Origin of the sequence: Pseudomonas siliginis (assembly GCF_024072275.1) — a bacterium.
GTDB lineage: Bacteria > Pseudomonadota > Gammaproteobacteria > Pseudomonadales > Pseudomonadaceae > Aquipseudomonas > Aquipseudomonas siliginis.
In genome coordinates, this window is record NZ_CP099598.1 from 5,314,270 (window position 1) to 5,331,050 (window position 16,781).

At 60.8% G+C, this 16,781-nt stretch carries 15 protein-coding genes; 2 read left to right on the top strand and 13 right to left on the bottom strand.

Features of this window, described 5'->3' with window-relative positions; translation table 11 throughout:
* Positions 1–170 precede the first annotated feature (170 nt).
* Positions 171–815 (top strand): cAMP-activated global transcriptional regulator CRP, encoded by a 645-nt coding sequence (gene crp, locus NF676_RS24490; protein WP_041476679.1) that lies wholly within the window; start codon positions 171–173, stop codon positions 813–815.
* On the opposite strand, the gene NF676_RS24495 is transcribed toward crp, so the two are convergent.
* The 4 genes from NF676_RS24495 to NF676_RS24510 all read right to left on the bottom strand — a co-directional run bounded on the left by NF676_RS24495 (position 812) and on the right by NF676_RS24510 (position 4,120).
* Positions 812–1,510 (bottom strand): lipoate--protein ligase family protein, encoded by a 699-nt coding sequence (locus NF676_RS24495; RefSeq protein WP_252868379.1) that lies wholly within the window; start codon positions 1,508–1,510, stop codon positions 812–814. The genes crp and NF676_RS24495 overlap by 4 nt on opposite strands.
* 124 nt (positions 1,511–1,634) lie before the next feature.
* On the bottom strand, positions 1,635–2,471 hold the full coding sequence (gene trpC, locus NF676_RS24500; RefSeq protein ID WP_041476681.1) for an indole-3-glycerol phosphate synthase TrpC: 837 nt from the start codon (positions 2,469–2,471) through the stop codon (positions 1,635–1,637).
* Entirely contained in the window at positions 2,468–3,517 is a 1,050-nt protein-coding gene (gene trpD / locus NF676_RS24505; RefSeq protein ID WP_041476682.1) for an anthranilate phosphoribosyltransferase, read from the bottom strand. The genes trpC and trpD overlap by 4 nt, the downstream gene beginning before the upstream one ends.
* A gap of 9 nt (positions 3,518–3,526) precedes the next feature.
* The gene (locus NF676_RS24510) at positions 3,527–4,120 is read right to left on the bottom strand and encodes an aminodeoxychorismate/anthranilate synthase component II (RefSeq protein WP_042610431.1); all 594 of its coding nucleotides are present in this window, start codon (positions 4,118–4,120) and stop codon (positions 3,527–3,529) included.
* A 407-nt stretch (positions 4,121–4,527) separates the two neighbouring features.
* Here NF676_RS24510 and estP point away from each other — a divergent pair, with 407 nt between their 5' ends.
* Positions 4,528–6,435, top strand: coding sequence for an esterase EstP (estP, locus tag NF676_RS24515; RefSeq protein WP_130887888.1), 1,908 nt, complete (start codon positions 4,528–4,530; stop codon positions 6,433–6,435).
* Positions 6,436–6,608: 173 nt separating this feature from the next.
* On the opposite strand, the gene trpE is transcribed toward estP, so the two are convergent.
* The 9 genes from trpE to NF676_RS24560 form a co-directional block, all read right to left on the bottom strand.
* On the bottom strand, positions 6,609–8,090 hold the full coding sequence (gene trpE, locus NF676_RS24520; protein WP_252886883.1) for an anthranilate synthase component I: 1,482 nt from the start codon (positions 8,088–8,090) through the stop codon (positions 6,609–6,611).
* A 70-nt stretch (positions 8,091–8,160) separates the two neighbouring features.
* Entirely contained in the window at positions 8,161–8,979 is an 819-nt protein-coding gene (locus NF676_RS24525; protein WP_041476686.1) for a phosphoglycolate phosphatase, read from the bottom strand.
* Positions 8,976–9,650, bottom strand: coding sequence for a ribulose-phosphate 3-epimerase (gene rpe, locus NF676_RS24530; RefSeq protein ID WP_007918813.1), 675 nt, complete (start codon positions 9,648–9,650; stop codon positions 8,976–8,978). Before rpe ends, NF676_RS24525 begins: the two co-directional genes overlap by 4 nt.
* Before the next feature lie 114 nt (positions 9,651–9,764).
* On the bottom strand, positions 9,765–10,913 hold the full coding sequence (locus NF676_RS24535; protein WP_252868381.1) for an iron-containing alcohol dehydrogenase: 1,149 nt from the start codon (positions 10,911–10,913) through the stop codon (positions 9,765–9,767).
* 285 nt (positions 10,914–11,198) lie between these two features.
* A complete protein-coding gene (locus NF676_RS24540; RefSeq protein ID WP_016772909.1) occupies positions 11,199–12,023 on the bottom strand; it encodes an ABC transporter permease in 825 nt (274 codons plus the stop codon).
* A 12-nt stretch (positions 12,024–12,035) separates the two neighbouring features.
* Positions 12,036–13,283 carry an ABC transporter permease gene (locus NF676_RS24545; RefSeq protein WP_252886884.1) on the bottom strand — a complete coding sequence of 416 codons (1,248 nt, stop codon included), beginning with the start codon at positions 13,281–13,283 and terminating at the stop codon, positions 12,036–12,038.
* A 258-nt stretch (positions 13,284–13,541) separates the two neighbouring features.
* Positions 13,542–14,585 carry an ABC transporter substrate-binding protein gene (locus NF676_RS24550; RefSeq protein WP_016772907.1) on the bottom strand — a complete coding sequence of 348 codons (1,044 nt, stop codon included), beginning with the start codon at positions 14,583–14,585 and terminating at the stop codon, positions 13,542–13,544.
* A 48-nt stretch (positions 14,586–14,633) separates the two neighbouring features.
* Positions 14,634–15,758, bottom strand: a complete 1,125-nt coding sequence (locus NF676_RS24555; protein WP_252868383.1) for an ABC transporter ATP-binding protein — start codon at positions 15,756–15,758, stop codon at positions 14,634–14,636.
* Positions 15,759–16,091: 333 nt separating this feature from the next.
* On the bottom strand, positions 16,092–16,721 hold the full coding sequence (locus tag NF676_RS24560; RefSeq protein ID WP_003228820.1) for a response regulator: 630 nt from the start codon (positions 16,719–16,721) through the stop codon (positions 16,092–16,094).
* Positions 16,722–16,781: the final 60 nt, after the last annotated feature.

The following is a 16,781-nucleotide window of genomic DNA, read 5'->3' on the forward strand; positions in this document are numbered from 1 at the left end:
ACGTCCTAGGACGGATGCTTTCTGGCTGTAGGTAATTTCTCGAATTTTCGACGAAGTGTCTGGTAAGCTGGCGCCAATTCGCTGGCGCCAATTCGTCAGCCCTGTAGCGACCGCCTTCAGCGCCTCATAAAAACTCAAACATCACCGTGCAGTCTTTTCGGGATACAACCATGGTTGCTATTACCCCCACACCCAAAATCAAGAACATCGACAAGCTGTTGATGCATTGCCAGCGCCGGCGTCATGCGGCCAAGAGCAATATCATCTGCGCCGGGGATCGCTCGGACACGCTGTTTTTCATCATCAAAGGCTCGGTCACCATCCTCATCGAAGACGACGATGGTCGCGAGATGATCATCGCTTACCTGAACGCCGGGGATTTCTTCGGCGAACTGGGTCTGTTCGAGCAGGCAGGTCAGGAGCAGGAACGCAGCGCCTGGGTGCGTGCCAAAGTTGAATGCGAAACCGCCGAAATCAGCTACGCCAAGTTCCGCGAACTGTCGCAGCAGGATCCAGACATTCTTTACGCCCTCAGCGGACAAATCGCACAACGCCTGCGTAACACCACGCGCAAAGTCGGCGACCTGGCGTTTTTCGATGTCACTGGCCGAGTCGCCCGCTGCCTGCTGGAGTTGTGCAAACAACCGGACGCCATGACTCACCCGGACGGCATGCAGATCAAGGTCACCCGCCAGGAGATCGGTCGTATCGTCGGCTGTTCTCGAGAGATGGTCGGCCGCGTGCTCAAGGATCTGGAAGAACGCAACCTGGTCGATGTGAAAGGCAAGACCATGGTGGTCTTCGGCACGCGCTAGACGTAAATCTGCGCCAGCATCAAACGAAACAATTCATCGAGACGCGCCAATGCCTGTGGCGCGTTGAATTTCTCATACAGGGCAATGTGGCTTTGCGCCCTCACCCGCTGCTCCAGGCCGCAGGCTTCATTGAAGCGATTGACCGCAGCAACCATCGCTTCGCGCTCGTCATCCATCAGCATCGCACCATGCACCAGGCCAACCGGACGCTGGCCTCCCTGACTCTGGCGCCAGCGCTGGGCGGTACCGACCATCTTGCGACCGTCGAGATTGACGTTGAAACGGCCGTCGCAGAATGCGCCGTCGATTTCCCCGACCGACGAGGTGCCACCCAACTCATCCAGCAACTGACAGATCGGATCGCACAGGCGGCGGTAGCCGGTTTCGATGCGGTTCAGATCGCCTTCGCTGCGAGGCGGGGCATATACCAAGGCAATGTTGACGGTCGCAGCGGATTGCGGGACGGGCTCACCGCCGGTTTCACGCAACAGCACCGGCCAGCCAGCAGCAGCGGAAACTTCGCAGGCGTGGTCGAAATGCGGGAGACGGTTGAGGCGGCGCGGCATGACCAGCGCGCGATCGGTGGGTTGCCAGAACAGCAGGCCGAATTCGGCGTCGCCGGCGCAGACCGAGGCCAGCAAGTCCTGTTCGGCTTGCAGGCCGGATTCGATGGTCAGCGGGGTTGGCAACGACATGGTGAGCTCCGGCAGATTGAATCTCTTTAGCGGAATTTAGCGCCTCTTCGCGAGCAGGCTCGCTCCCACACTGGAATGCATTTCCCTGTGGGACCGAGCCTGCTCGCGAATGAGGTCGACTCGGTCAGTCGAGGGTCGAACCACTGATCGGCACACCACGCTCCGGAAAGAACAGGCGCTGCAATTCAATGCCTGGATTTTCCGCGCGCATGAACGCTTCGCCGACCAGGAACGAGTACACATCGCTGATTTCCATCAGCTCGACGTCGGCCCGATTGAGGATGCCGCTTTCGGTGATCACCAGGCGATCGCGCGGGATGCGCGGCAGCAGGTCGAGGGTGGTTTCCAGGCTGACGTCGAATGTGTGCAGGTTGCGGTTGTTGACCCCGACCAGCGGCGTGTCGAGGGTTTTCAACGCGCGCTCCAGTTCGTCACCGTCGTGCACTTCCACCAACACGTCGAGACCGACGCCTTTGGCCACGGCGGCCAGCTCGGCCATTTTCACGTCGTCCAGTGCGGAGACGATCAACAGCACGCAATCGGCGCCAAGCGCGCGAGCTTCAACGATCTGGTACGGATCGATCATGAAATCCTTGCGGATCACCGGCAATTTGCAGGCGGCGCGCGCCTGTTGCAGGTAGGCATCGGCGCCCTGGAAGTAGTCGATATCGGTCAGCACCGACAGACAGGTGGCCCCACCCTTTTCGTAGCTCTTGGCAATGTCTGCCGGGACGAAGTCTTCGCGGATCACGCCTTTGCTCGGCGAAGCCTTTTTGATTTCGGCAATCACGGCCGGTTGTTTCTTCTTCGCTTGCGCCAGCAACGCCTGGGCAAAACCACGGGGTGCATCGGCCGCCTTGGCCAGACTTTCCAGCTCGCTCAGGCTGACCCGAGCGCTGCGCTCGGCGACTTCCTCAACCTTGCGCGCCAGAATGTTTTCCAGAACCGTCGGTACACTCATCCTTCATTCTCCACTTTGAATACCGCGGTAAAGGCACCCAGCTCCTCGAGTTTTTCCCGAGCGAGGCCGGTGTGCAGCGCGTCGTGCGCCAGCTCCACACCTTGTTTCAGACTGCTTGCGAGGTCGGCGGCATACAGCGCCGCACCGGCATTGAGCACAATCATCTCGGCAGCTTTCTGGCCGTTTTCGGTTTTGCGCTTGCCGAGGGCATCGCGGATCAGCGCCAGCGACGCTTCCGGGCCTTCAACCGACAGGCCGTGCAGGCTCTGGCTCTTCATGCCGAGGTCTTCCGGTTCGACCCAATACTCAGTGATTTCGTTGTTCTTCAACTCGGCAACAAAAGTCGGCGCGGCGAGGCTGAATTCGTCCAGGCCGTCCTTCGAATGCACGACCAGAACGTGTTTGCTGCCCAGTCTTTGCAAGACTTCGGCCAATGGCCGGCACAGCGCCTGAGTGAATACGCCGACGACCTGATGTTTCACACCGGCCGGATTCGTAAGCGGGCCGAGCATGTTGAACAGCGTGCGCAGGCCGAGTTCGCGGCGCGGGCCGGCGGCGTACTTCATCGCTTTGTGGTGAGTCTGGGCGAACATGAAACCGATGCCGACGTTGTCGATGCAGCGCGCGACCTGCACTGGGGTCAGGTTCAGATAAATGCCGGCAGCTTCCAGCAGATCGGCACTGCCGCTCTTGCCGGACACCGCGCGGTTGCCGTGCTTGGCGACGGTGCAACCGGCGGCTGCGACAACAAAGGAAGACGCGGTCGATACGTTGAAGATATTCGCACCGTCACCGCCGGTGCCAACCACATCGACGACGCCGTCGAGGGTTTTCAGCTCGACCTGATCGGCAAGCTCACGCATTACCGAAACGGCGCCGACGATTTCGTCAATGCTTTCGCTCTTCATGCGCATGGCCATCATGAACGCGCCGATCTGCGCTTCGGTGCACTGGCCGGTCATGATCTCGCGCATCACATCGCGCATTTCATCGGTGCTGAGGTCGAGGTGTTCGACGATACGGCTGAGGGCTGTCTTGATATTCATGGGAAGTCCTTAGCGCGTGCCGCCGGTTTGTTTGAGGAAATTGGCAAACAGTTCATGACCCTGCTCGGTGAGGATCGACTCGGGGTGGAACTGTACGCCCTCGATGTTCAGGGTCTTGTGACGCAGGCCCATGATCTCGTCGACCGAGCCGTCATCGTGCTGGGTCCACGCGGTCAGCTCGAGGCAATCGGGCAGGCTTTCGTGCTTGACGATCAGCGAGTGGTAACGGGTAACAGTGAGCGGATGATTGAGGCCGGCGAACACGCCCTTGTCCTCGTGGAATACCGGGCTAGTCTTACCGTGCATGACTTGGCGGGCACGCACCACATCACCGCCGAAGGCCTGGCCGATGGACTGGTGGCCGAGGCAAACGCCGAGGATCGGCAGCTTGCCGGCAAAGTGCTTGATCGCGTCGATGGAAACGCCCGCCTCGGTGGGCGTGCACGGCCCGGGGGAAACCACGATGCGCTCGGGATTCAGCGCTTCGATTTCGGCGATGGTCAGTTCGTCGTTGCGCACCACTTTGACCTCGGCACCCAGCTCGCCGAGGTATTGCACAACGTTGTAGGTAAAGGAGTCGTAGTTGTCGATCATCAGCAACATGGCGTTTCGAACCTCTTGAATTCTGACTTGATGACAGCCTTCAGATGACTTGCCCGCAGGGCGCTGCGCGATGTCGGACGCGCAGAGGGCGCCAGCACAGCGGCATTTCAAACAGACAAGGAAGGCAAAGCGATACAGATCCGGCGGAGCCGGCAGAAAAGATTCAGGCGCGCCAACGCCAGCGGGCGTGTGCCTTGATGACTTGATCCAGGAGTTTGCTGGTGATCAACACGGGGAAGGTCTCGTTCATACGTTCCGGCACAGTAACTTAGCTGGGCGGAGCGTGCAATATGGCGGGGCCTGCGGGTTATAAAACGGCAGAGGGATTCGCGACCGATGGCAAAATGCCGAAAGTTTTTGGTACTGTCGTTTCGTTCACCTACAACAATAAATAAACGGACTTGCTCATGATCAGACAGACGTTGTTTGTACCGCTGGCCAGCTGCTTGCTCGCACTCGCTTGCGCCCAGGCCAATGCAGCGCCCAATCCTTATTCCAGTTTCATCGTCTTCGGTGACAGCCTCAACGATGCCGGCACCTTCGCCGACACGGGCGGCCCGGCGGGCTCCACCGAGCGTTACACCAACCGTACCGGGCCGGTGTATCAGGATGGCAGCGGCGAAGTTTTTTCATTGAATTCCACCCAGTTGCTCGGCGGCCGCCTGGGCTTTTCGCCCGACCAGACAGCCTCTTCCAGCTCCGCGGTGCGCGCGGAAAACGGCCAGCCCGACGGCAACAACTGGGCAGTCGGTGGCTATCGCACCGACCAGATTCTCGATTCGATCACTACACAATCGGCCACCGGCGAACGCACCCGCGCGGGTTACCTGCCGTCGAACGGCTTTCGCGCCGACCCGAACGCGCTGTATTACATTTCCGGTGGCGGCAACGATTTCCTCCAGGGCCGCATTCTCAGCCTGCCCCAGGCCAACGCCGCAGCCGATCGACTGGCCGATAGCGTGCAAACCCTGCAGACCGCCGGCGCCAAATACGTGATGGTCTGGCTGCTGCCCGACGTGGGCCTGACACCTGCTCTGAACGGCACGCCGCTGCAAGCGTTCAGCAGCACCCTCGCCAACCAGTTCAACAGTCAGTTGGTGACGCGCCTGCAAGGCATCAACGCCGAAGTCATTCCGCTGAACATTCCGGTGCTGCTCTCGGAAGTCTTCGCCGATCCCGGACGCTTTGGTCTGGCTACCGACCAGAACCTCACCGCGACCTGCTTCAGTGGCAATAGCTGCACGGAAAACGCCCGTTACGGGATCAACAGCGCCACGCCGGATCCGACCAAACTGATCTACAACGATGGCGTACACCCGACCGAATCCGGGCAAAAACTGATCGCCGATTACGCCTATTCGCTGTTGGCTGCGCCATGGGAATTGAGCCTGCTACCGGAAATGGCCCACGGCACCGTGCGCGCGCATCAGGATGAATTGCGCAATCAATGGCAGGCGGACTGGGAGAACTGGCAAGCGGTCGGCCAATGGCGTGCGATTGTCTCCGCCGGCGGACAGCGTCTGGATGTCGACAGCCAAAGCAGCGGCGCCAGCGCCGATGGCAGCGGTTACAACCTCAACGTCGGCGGCAGCTATCGCCTCAATGAGGCCTGGCGCGTGGGCGTGGCGGCCGGTTTGTACCGGCAGAATCTCGAGGCCGGGCACAACGATTCCGACTACAAACTCAACAGCTACATGGCCACCGCGTTCGCCCAGTTCCAGCAGAACCGCTGGTGGGCCGACGCGGCGCTGACCGGCGGCAAACTCGACTACGACAACCTCAAGCGCAAGTTCGACCTCGGCGCCAGCGAGGGCGCGGAGAAAGGCGATACCGACGGCAGTCTGTGGGCGTTCAGCACCCGCCTGGGCTATGACATTGCGCAACCGGGCAGCCAATGGCATCTGTCGCCGTTTGTCAGCGCCGATTACGCCAGTGTCGATGTCGACGGTTACTCGGAAAAGAGCAACCGCGCCACCGCGCTGACCTTCGATGACCAGAGCCGCGATTCGAAACGCTTGGGCCTGGGGATTCAAGGCAAGTACAACTTCACCGCGCAAACCCAGGTGTATGGCGAATACGCTCACGAGCGTGAGTACGAAGATGACGTGCAGAAGGTCAACATCGCCCTCAACACCCTGCCGGCCAATGACTTCACCCTTGAAGGCTACACACCGGCAAGTCACCTGAACCGCTTGAGCCTGGGTGTCAGTCACAAGCTGACGGCAGATCTGGCGCTGCGTGGGGGTTATACGTTTCGCAAGGATGATGACTTCAAGCAGCAGGGCCTGAATGTCGGGGTTGTGCTGGATTTCTGAGTCGTAGATGCAAAAAAGCGGCGCCTGTCAGGGCGCCGCTTTTTTTATGCCTCAACACAAAACCCAATGTGGGAGCGAGCCTGCTCGCGAAAGCGCTGGGTCAGTCAGCATCAACGGTGACTGACACACCCTCTTCGCGAGCAGGCTCGCTCCCACATGGGAAATTGCGTGGATCAGGCGTCCGGGGTTTGCTCGGCCAGGGCCACGGCGCGGAACATCGCGCGGCGTTTGTTCAGGGTTTCTTCCCATTCCAGCGCCGGCACCGAGTCGGCGACGATGCCGCCGCCGGCCTGCACGTGCAATTCACCGTTCTTGATCACCGCCGTGCGAATGGCAATGGCGGTGTCCATGTTGCCGTTCCAGGCGAAGTAACCGACCGCACCGCCGTACACACCGCGCTTGACCGGTTCCAGTTCGTCGATGATTTCCATCGCGCGAATCTTCGGCGCGCCCGACAACGTACCCGCCGGCAGAATCGCCCGCAGTGCGTCCATCGCGGTCAGGCCCGACTTCAACTGGCCGGTGACGTTGGAGACGATGTGCATCACATTGGAATAACGCTCGATGACCATTTTCTCGGTGAGCTTCACCGAGCCGATTTCCGAAACGCGGCCGGTATCGTTGCGGCCCAGATCGATCAGCATCAAGTGCTCGGCGATTTCCTTGTCATCCGAGAGCAGGTCCTGCTCCAGCGCCACATCGGCTTCTTCGGTGGCGCCGCGTGGGCGCGTGCCGGCGATCGGGCGCACGGTGATCAGATTGTCTTCGACGCGCACCAGCACTTCCGGCGAACTGCCGACGACGTGGAAATCGCCGAAGTTGAAGAAGTACATGTACGGCGTCGGGTTGAAGCAACGCAGCGCGCGATACAGATCGATCGGCGCAGCCTTGAAGTCGATCGACATGCGCTGCGACGGCACCACCTGCATGCAGTCGCCAGCAAGGATGTATTCCTTGATGGTGTCGACGGCTTTTTCGTAATCGTCCTGAGTGAAGCTGGAACGAAACACCGGATCGGCGGATCGCTGTTTGCTGAAATCCAGGCCAAGACGCGGGGTGATCGGCTGACGCAGTTGCTCGAGCAGTTCCTGCAAACGCGCCTGACCTTGCTCGAAGGCATCGGCCTGGGCCGGGTCGGCGAGGACGATCGCATGCATCTTGCCGGCCAGGTTGTCGAACACTACAACGGCGTCGGAAACCATCAGCAGAATGTCCGGCACGCCCAGCGGATCCGGGTTCGGGCATTTGCCCAGACGCTTCTCGACATAGCGCACACAGTCGTAACCGAAGTAACCGACCAGTCCACCGTTGAAGCGCGGCAGGCCGGCGATGGTCGGCACGTTGTAGCGCGCTTTGAAGGTTTCAACGAAGGCCAGCGGGTCTTCGACGTCATGGCTTTCGGTCTCGACGCCATCAACGGTGATGCTGACGTGATGGTCATGTACGCGCAGCACGGTGCGGCACGGCAGGCCGATGATCGAGTAACGGCCCCATTTCTCGCCGCCCTGCACCGATTCGAGCAGGTAGGAGTTGGGCTGGTCGGCCAGTTTCAGGTAGATCGACAGCGGCGTGTCGAAGTCGGCCAGGGTTTCGCAGGCCAACGGGATGCGGTTATAGCCGTCAGCGGCCAGACGCAGGAATTCTTCGCGATTCATAAAGTGCCTCGTGGGGTGAGGTGCAATCAGTCAGGTATGCAAACGCGCCGGCAGGGCCGGCCAGAATCAGTCAGGCGCGCCAACGCCAGCGGGCCAGGGCCTTGATGACTTTCATCCAGAGTTTGCGGGTGACCACCACGATGGCGTTTCCAGAAGGGGGTTGAACAGCGTCGGGCAACGTTATCCCACCAGCCAGATCCAGGCAACCGGGAATTAGTTTGCGCAAATCGTCGATCACCAGTGCCGGCGATTCCTCGGCAATCGGCCGGCCATGGTTGTAGCCGTAACTCAGCGCCACACACTTGACCCCCGCTGCTTTCGCGGCCTGCACATCACTGCGAGAGTCGCCGACGAACAACGATTGCGAGGCCGGAATGTTGGCCATTTTCATCACGAAAAACAGCGCCGCCGGGTCAGGCTTCTTCTGCGGCAGGGTATCGCCGCCGATGATCCACTTGAAGTAGCGGCCGATTTTCATCTGATCGAGCAGCGGCGCGACGAAGCGCTCCGGCTTGTTGGTGATCAACGCCATGGCCACGCCTTGTTTGTGCAGCCACTTGAGCGTGTCGCGCACACCGGGATAGACCACGGTCAGTTCATGGCTGGCGCCGTACGCCTCCATGAAAATCTCCAGTGCGCGCTCGGCTTCAGCGTCGTCCACTGCCGAGTGATCGATACCACCCGCCAAGGCCCGACGCACCAGCACCGGCGCGCCATTGCCGACCCATTCGCGCACCGCTTCGATACCTGCCGGCGGACGGCCGAGGGAGAGCAGCATGGTGTCCACCGCCGCTGCCAGGTCGGGAACCGAATCGATCAGCGTGCCATCCAGATCGAACATCACCAACCGTGGCAACTGCCCCGGGAACAACTGCTCAAAACCGCTCATGGGCGCGCCAGTGCCAGTTCGGAACGCATCTTGTCGATGACTTCCTGATAGTTTGGCGCGTTGAAAATGGCCGAGCCGGCGACGAAGGTATCGGCGCCAGCAGCGGCAATTTCGCGGATGTTGTTGACGTTGACGCCGCCGTCGATTTCCAGACGGATGTCGCGACCGGAAGCGTCGATGATCGCCCGCGCTTCACGCAATTTGTCGAGGGTGCCGGGAATGAACTTCTGCCCACCGAAGCCCGGGTTGACGCTCATCAGCAGGACCATGTCGACCTTGTCGATCACGTACTTGAGCACGTCCAGCGGGGTCGCCGGGTTGAACACCAGACCGGATTTGCAACCACCTTCGCGGATCAGTTGCAGCGAGCGATCGACGTGCAAAGTGGCTTCCGGGTGGAAGGTGATGTAAGTCGCGCCGGCTTCGATGAAGTCGCCGACGATGCGGTCCACCGGGCTGACCATCAGGTGCGCGTCGATCGGCGCGGTGACGCCGTACTTGCGCAGCGCCGCGCAGACCATCGGGCCGATCGTCAGGTTGGGCACGTAGTGGTTGTCCATGACATCGAAGTGGACGAAGTCGGCGCCGGCGGCGAGAACGTTGTCCACTTCCTCGCCGAGGCGGGCGAAGTCGGCGGAGAGGATCGACGGAGCAATTACGAAGGGCTGCATGACGCACCTGTGCTGAGCTAAATCACGATGGCGCGCATTGTATACCTCAAGTTTCCACGCGCGCACCGGGACCGCGATGATTGGGTTGTGCCATGTGCCCTCAGCGCCCGCGCCTCAGTAAGCCGCGCGGTAGATCTTCTCGATGTCGCCGGCGCTGAGTTTGCGCGGGTTGTTGCGCATCAAGCGCTCGATGCCGGCGGCCTCCACGGCCATCGCCGGAATTGCTTCCTCCGGCACGCCGAAACTGCGCAGCCCGGCAGGGATTTCCACTGCCGCGCACAGGTCGGTCATGGCCTGCACGGCTTTGTCCGCGGCTTCGCTGGCGCTCAGATGCGCGGTCTTCACGCCCATGGCTTCGGCAATATCCTGCATGCGTTCGACACAGGCCATTTTGTTCCAGGTCATCACATAGGGCAGCAGCAAGGCGTTGCTGACACCGTGGGCAATGTTGAAGCGCCCGCCCAGCGGATACGCCAACGCATGCACCGCACCGACCCCGGCGTTACCGAACGCCATGCCGGCCATGAGGCTGGCGGTGGCCATGTCTTCGCGGGCTTGCAGGTTGGCGCCGTTGGCGTAGGCCTTGGGCAAGGCGCTGGCGATCAACTTGATTGCGCCAATGGCGAGGGAGTCGGTGATCGGCGAGGCATTCACCGACAGGTAGGATTCGATGGCGTGCACCAGTGCATCGACACCACTGGCGGCGGTAACACTGCGCGGACAGGTCAGGGTCATTTGCGGACTGACCAGCGCCACGTCCGGCAACAGATAGTCGCTGACGATGCCTTTCTTCACCTGCGCGACCTTGTCCGAGAGGATTGCCACGTTGGTGACTTCAGAGCCGGTGCCGGCGGTGGTCGGGATGGCGATCAGCGGCGGGCCTTTGCGCGGCACCTGATCGACGCCGAACAGATCTTCCAGCGCGCCGTGATATCCGGCGTAGGCGGCGACACTTTTGGCAATATCGATGGCGCTGCCGCCCCCGAGGCCGATCAAACCGTCATGGCCGCCCTCGCGATAGGCGCGCATGCAGTCTTCGACGATGGCGATTTCCGGATCGGGCAGCACACGGTCGAAAATCTCGTATTCGCGCCCGCCGAGTTGCACCAGCGCCAGCTCGACAGTACCGGACTTGACCAGCGCGGCGTCGGTGACGATCAGCGGGTTATCGATGTCCAGACGGGTGAGTTCGGCGGCCAGTTGTTCGATGGCTGCGGCGCCGGTGATCAGTTTATGAGCGATTTTGAACTGGGACAGACTCATGGTGCGCAGCCTCTTATAGATGTGGGAGCTGGGCACAAGATTAGCTGGGGATTTGGGGTTGTCTGCTATTCAGGGTGTGAATGGTTGATCGGATAGGAAGATCAAGAGCCCCTCACCCTAACCCTCTCCCGGAGGGAGAGGGGACTGACCGGGTTGTACTCTCGAAATACATCGACCTGAATTACCGAGTCGAACTCCGGCCGCGAAAGCCTCGAAGATCTGCTCCCTTCCCCCTCGCCCCCTTGGGGAGAGGGCTGGGGTGAGGGGTGGCTTTTGACCTTGATCTCAGACCTGCGCAGTACGCAGTTTCTCGCTACGCCCGCGCAGCCATTCCAGGGTCAGCAGCAGAATCACCGAGAAGGCAATCAGTAACGTCGCCGCCGCTGCAATCGTCGGGCTGAGGTTTTCGCGAATCCCGCTGAACATCTGCCGAGGCAATGTCGCCTGCTCAGGCCCGGCGAGAAACAGCGTCACCACCACCTCATCGAAAGAAGTCGCAAAGGCAAACAGCGCCCCGGAAATCACTCCCGGCGCAATCAGCGGCAAGGTCACCCGGCGGAATGCAGTCAGCGGCGATGCACCGAGACTCGCAGCAGCACGCACCAGATTGTGATTGAAGCCCTGCAACGTCGCCGACACGGTGATGATCACAAACGGCACACCCAATACCGCATGCACGACGATCAGCGAGAAGAAGCTGTTACCCAGCCCCAGTGGCGCGAAGAACAGATAACTCGCCACGCCGATGATCACCACCGGCACCACCATCGGTGAAATCACCAGCGCCATCACCAGCGACTTGCCGGGGAAGTCGCCACGGGTCAGGCCGATCGCCGCCAAGGTGCCGAAGATCATCGCCAGCACCGTCGCCGCCGGGGCGACGATGATGCTGTTCTTCAGTGCACGCATCCATTCCGCCGAGGCGAAGAAGTCGTGGTACCACTGCAGCGAGAAACCCTGCAGCGGATAGACCAGGAAACTCCCCGAGTTGAACGACAGCGGAATGATCACCAGCACCGGCAGGATCAGAAACAACAGAATCAGGCCGCAGAGGATCCGCAGGCTGTAGAACCACACCCGTTCAATGGGCGACATGTAAGGACTCAGCATCGCAAATTCCCCTTAGCTCAGGCGCAGGCGACTGGCGCCGACCAGCCAGCTGTAGATCAGATAAAGCACCACGGTCGCCAGCAACAGCAAGCCGCCGAGCGCGGTGGCCATGCCCCAGTTGATGCTGGTGTTGGTGTAGAAAGCGACGAAGTAGCTGACCATTTGGTCGTTCGGGCTGCCGAGCAGCGCCGGGGTGATGTAGTAGCCGATGGCGAGGATGAACACCAACAGGCAGCCGGCGCCAACGCCGGCGTAGGTCTGCGGGAAGTACACCCGCCAGAAACTGGCGAACGGATGACAGCCGAGGGAAATCGCCGCGCGCATGTAGGTCGGCGAGATGCCTTTCATCACGCTGTAGATCGGCAGAATCATGAACGGCAGCAGAATGTGCACCATCGAGATGTACACGCCGGTGCGGTTGAACACCAGTTCCAGCGGTTTATCGATGATGCCCATGGCCAGCAGCGCACTGTTGATCAGGCCGCCGGATTGCAGCAGCACGATCCACGCGGCGACCCGCACCAGAATCGAGGTCCAGAACGGCAGCAGCACCAGGATCATCAGCAGGTTGCTCTGCCGCGAAGGCAGGTTCGCCAGCAGGTAGGCCAATGGATAGGCGAGCAGCAGGCAGATCGCGGTGATGACCAGGCCCATCCAGAAGGTGCGGGCGAAGATGTCGAGGTAGATAGCCTGATCCGGGGTGGCCGGGGCCAGTTCGCCAAGGTCATCGATACGGTGATCGACCGCCGCCAGCAGGTAATACGGAGTGATGCTGCTGGTGTTGCGTTTCACCGCTTGCCAGTAGGCCGGGTCGCCCCAGCGTTCGTCGAGCGCTTCCAGCGCTTCCTTGTAGGAGGCCGGTTCGCTGGCGAACGGCAGCGCGCGGGCGGTTTTGGTCAGCAGGCTGCGGTAGCCGGCCAACTCCATGTTCAAGCGCTTGGACAGATCGCCCAGCGTCTGGTTTTTGCGGGCTTCGGCGAGGTCTTCGCTGGCAGCCTTGTACACCGGCTCGGCCGGCAGACCACGGCCGTCCCAACTCGCGATGGCAGTGACAGTGCGCGGCATGCCGCCAACCACTTCCGGGTTGCCGACGCTTTTATAGAGCAGCGCCACGATCGGCACCAGAAACACCAGCAGCAGAAACAGCACCAGCGGCGCAATCAGTGCCTGGGCCTTCCAGCGGTTGACCCGCTCGGCGTGCTTGAGCTTCTGCTTCAAGGTGGGGCTGTTGCCCTCGTTCAGGGGAACGGCGATGGCCATGACGTACTCCGCAAATCTTTGATCGTTACAGAGGTGGCGAACCACCTCTGTTGCGTTGAAACACTGCTACCTGTGGGAGCGAGCCTGGTGGCGAGGGGATTTATCCCCGTTCGGCTGCGCAGCAGTCGTAAAACCTGAGAATGCGGTTTATCTGACCCACCGAGCGGGTATGGCTTTGGGGCTGCTTCGCAACCCGACGGGGATAAATCCCCTCACCACAAAAGCCCCCTTGCCATCTCCATACAGGTAAATAAGTGGTTATTTCGCCGCCCAGGAATTGAAGCGCTGTTCCAGTTGCTCGCCGTTGTCAGCCCAGAAGCTGACGTCGATCTGCACCTGGTTGGCGATGTTTTCCGGGGTGGTCGGCATGTCTTTCAGGACATCCTTGGCCAGCAGCGGCACGGCTTGGGTGTTGGCCGGGCCGTAGGCGATGTTTTCCGAGTAGGTCTTTTGCTGCTGCGGCTGCACCGAGAAGGCGATGAATTTCTTCGCCGCTTCCGCGCGTTTGGCATCCAGACCTTTCGGGATGGCCCAGGCGTCGAAGTCGTAGATGCCGCCGTTCCACACCACTTTCAGGTTGGATTCTTTCTGCACCGCCGCAATGCGACCGTTGTACGCCGAGCTCATCACCACGTCACCGGAAGCGAGGTATTGCGGCGGTTGTGCACCGGCTTCCCACCACTGAATGCTTGGCTTGAGCTCATCGAGTTTCTTGAACGCGCGATCCTGGCCACCCTTGCTTGCCAGCTCTTTGTAGACGTCTTTCGGCGCCACACCGTCGGCCATCAAAGCGAATTCGAGGGTGTACTTGGCGCCTTTGCGCAGGCCGCGCTTGCCCGGGAATTTCTTGGTGTCCCAGAAATCCGCCCAACTGGTCGGCGCGGTTTTCAGCTTGTCAGCGTTGTAAGCCAGTACGGTCGACCAGACGAAGAAACCTACGCCGCACGGCTGAATGGCGCCTTTGACGTAGTCTTCGGTCTTGCCGAACAGGGCCGGGTCGAGTTGCTCGAACATATCTTCGTCGCAACCCCGGGACAGCTCTGGCGATTCAACTTCGACCAGATCCCACGACACGCTCTTGGTGTCGACCATGGCTTTGACCTTGGCCATCTCGCCGTTGTATTCGCCAGCGACGATCTTGCCGTTACCCGCCGCTTCCCACGGTGCATAGAAGGCTTTGACTTGCGCCGCCTTGTTCGCCCCGCCAAACGACACCACGGTCAAGTCCGGGCCGGCGGCCATTGCGCCGGTCGCACCCATCAGGCCCAGAGTCAGGGCGGTGAACTTCAGGGATCTCAACATTTATTGTTCTCTCCACGTGCAGGGTTGGTGTTGGTATTGCCGGGGCGCTTAGTGCGCCTCTAAAAGCGGATCGAGCGCACGAACGTGCTCGATCTGCCAGCCAAGCGGTACCACGTCGCCGACGCTGAGCGCAGGATCGAGCTCGGCAATCGGTTGTTTCACGAAGAAGTCGGTCTTGCCGCAGACTTCCAGGCGCACCCGGACGTGGTCGCCCAGATAGATGAATTCCGCCACCCTCCCTGAGAAGCGGTTGACGCATTGATCGCTCGAACCGTTGAGGCTGACGCGCTCCGGACGGATCGACAGGGTCACCGGCTCGCCGGTCTGGCCAACGTTGACTGCCAGTGCCTCGACCTTTTCGCCACGACCCAACTCGACCACGCAGCGCTCGCCGCTCTGGCTGAGCAGGCGACCGTTGAGGCGGTTGTTCTCGCCAATGAAGTTGGCGACAAAGGTGTTTTTCGGCTCTTCGTAGAGCGTGCGCGGCGGCGCAATCTGCTGGATCTCGCCTTGATGGAACACCGCGACGCGGTCGGACATGGTCAGTGCTTCGCCCTGGTCGTGGGTCACGTAGACCACGGTCACGCCGAGGCGCTGGTGCAGGTGCTTGATCTCCATCTGCATGTGTTCACGCAGTTGTTTGTCGAGGGCGCCCAGCGGTTCGTCCATCAGTACCAGTTGCGGCTCGAACACCAACGCGCGGGCCAGTGCCACACGCTGCTGCTGACCGCCGGACAACTGCGCCGGATAACGCGAGGCGAAGGCATCGAGCTGAACCATGCTGAGAACTTTCTTCACCCGCTCGCTGACATCGCTTTTATTCAAGCCGCGCACGGTCAACGGGAAAGCAAGGTTCTCCGCGACAGTCATGTGCGGGAACAACGCGTAGTTCTGGAACACCATGCCGATATCGCGCTTGTGCGGCGGCACGTTGTTGATCGAACGCCCGGACAGGAGGATTTCACCGGCGGTCGGCGTTTCGAATCCGGCGAGCATCATCAGGCTGGTGGTCTTGCCGGAACCGGACGGCCCGAGCAGGGTGAGGAATTCGCCTTTGCGAATGTCCAGGTTGAGGTCTTTGACGATCAGGTTCTCGCCGTCGTAGCTCTTCTGCACACCACGAAAGCTGACCAGCACATCACTGGTCCCTGCGCTTGTATCGACCTGGCTCATACCCACACCTTTGTTGTTGATGACTGCTTGTTCATCAAGCCTAGTGGCTGGCGGCGGCCACGCAAATCGGGGTGCAGGAGAGAATCGCTTAAGCGCAATGGAAGGTTGGGGGTAGGGAATGCCCTACAAGGATGGCGCGTTTGGGCAAACGCAGCGGCAAGGGGCAAGCTGCAAGCCGCTAGTAAAGGCAAAAGCGTCTGTCGCTAATGGATATGCCAACTCCGAACCTGTGGGAGCGAGCCTGCTCGCGAATGCGGTGGGTCATCAAACTGAATGGCTGACTGTTACGCCGCCTTCGCGAGCAGGCTCGCTCCCACATGAGGGCGGTGACGGTCAAAGGAGTTTGTGCTCCATCGCATATTTCACCAGCTCCGCCAGCGAGGTGATGTTGAGCTTCTGCATCAGCCGCGCCTTGTGCGTGCTGATGGTCTTGCTGCTCAAGGCCAGTTGCTGGGCGATATCGTTGACGTTGGCGCCTTGGGCCAGGCGTTCGAACACCGAGAATTCGCGTTCTGACAACAGCGAATGCAGCGGCCGGGTATCGGTCAGGCCGACTTCGAAGACCATGCGGTCGGCCAGTTCCGGGTCAATGTAACGCCCGCCCGCCGCAACTTTGCGGATCGCCGTGAGCAGCAGCGCCGGATCGCTGTCCTTGGTCGCATACCCGGCCGCGCCGACCTTCAATGCGCGCGCGGCCATTTGCGCTTCGTCGTGCATCGACAGCACCAGAATCGCCGGCGGATTGTTCAGTGCACGAATGCGCGGGATAGCTTCCAGGCCGTTGACGCCGGGCATGGAGATGTCCAGCAGCACCACCTCGCACGGCACGCTGCGCAGGGTTTCGAGCAGTTGCTCGCCATTGCTCGCCTCCCCCACCACTTGCAGATCCTTGGCCAAGCCGATCAGTTGCTTGATGCCCTCGCGGACGATGGTGTGGTCTTCGGCTACCAGTACACGGATCACGTTCTTCTCCAGATTTCAGGTACACACCAATCCCTGTGGGAGCGAGCCTGCTCGCGAAGG

Coding starts and splice junctions, on each gene's coding strand:
- crp (WP_041476679.1), top strand. CDS start 171: ATGGTTGCTATTACCCCCACACCCAAAATCAAGAACATCGACAAGCTG.
- NF676_RS24495 (WP_252868379.1), bottom strand. CDS start 1,510: ATGTCGTTGCCAACCCCGCTGACCATCGAATCCGGCCTGCAAGCCGAA.
- trpC (WP_041476681.1), bottom strand. CDS start 2,471: ATGAGTGTACCGACGGTTCTGGAAAACATTCTGGCGCGCAAGGTTGAG.
- trpD (WP_041476682.1), bottom strand. CDS start 3,517: ATGAATATCAAGACAGCCCTCAGCCGTATCGTCGAACACCTCGACCTC.
- NF676_RS24510 (WP_042610431.1), bottom strand. CDS start 4,120: ATGTTGCTGATGATCGACAACTACGACTCCTTTACCTACAACGTTGTG.
- estP (WP_130887888.1), top strand. CDS start 4,528: ATGATCAGACAGACGTTGTTTGTACCGCTGGCCAGCTGCTTGCTCGCA.
- trpE (WP_252886883.1), bottom strand. CDS start 8,090: ATGAATCGCGAAGAATTCCTGCGTCTGGCCGCTGACGGCTATAACCGC.
- NF676_RS24525 (WP_041476686.1), bottom strand. CDS start 8,979: ATGAGCGGTTTTGAGCAGTTGTTCCCGGGGCAGTTGCCACGGTTGGTG.
- rpe (WP_007918813.1), bottom strand. CDS start 9,650: ATGCAGCCCTTCGTAATTGCTCCGTCGATCCTCTCCGCCGACTTCGCC.
- NF676_RS24535 (WP_252868381.1), bottom strand. CDS start 10,913: ATGAGTCTGTCCCAGTTCAAAATCGCTCATAAACTGATCACCGGCGCC.
- NF676_RS24540 (WP_016772909.1), bottom strand. CDS start 12,023: ATGCTGAGTCCTTACATGTCGCCCATTGAACGGGTGTGGTTCTACAGC.
- NF676_RS24545 (WP_252886884.1), bottom strand. CDS start 13,283: ATGGCCATCGCCGTTCCCCTGAACGAGGGCAACAGCCCCACCTTGAAG.
- NF676_RS24550 (WP_016772907.1), bottom strand. CDS start 14,585: ATGTTGAGATCCCTGAAGTTCACCGCCCTGACTCTGGGCCTGATGGGT.
- NF676_RS24555 (WP_252868383.1), bottom strand. CDS start 15,758: ATGAGCCAGGTCGATACAAGCGCAGGGACCAGTGATGTGCTGGTCAGC.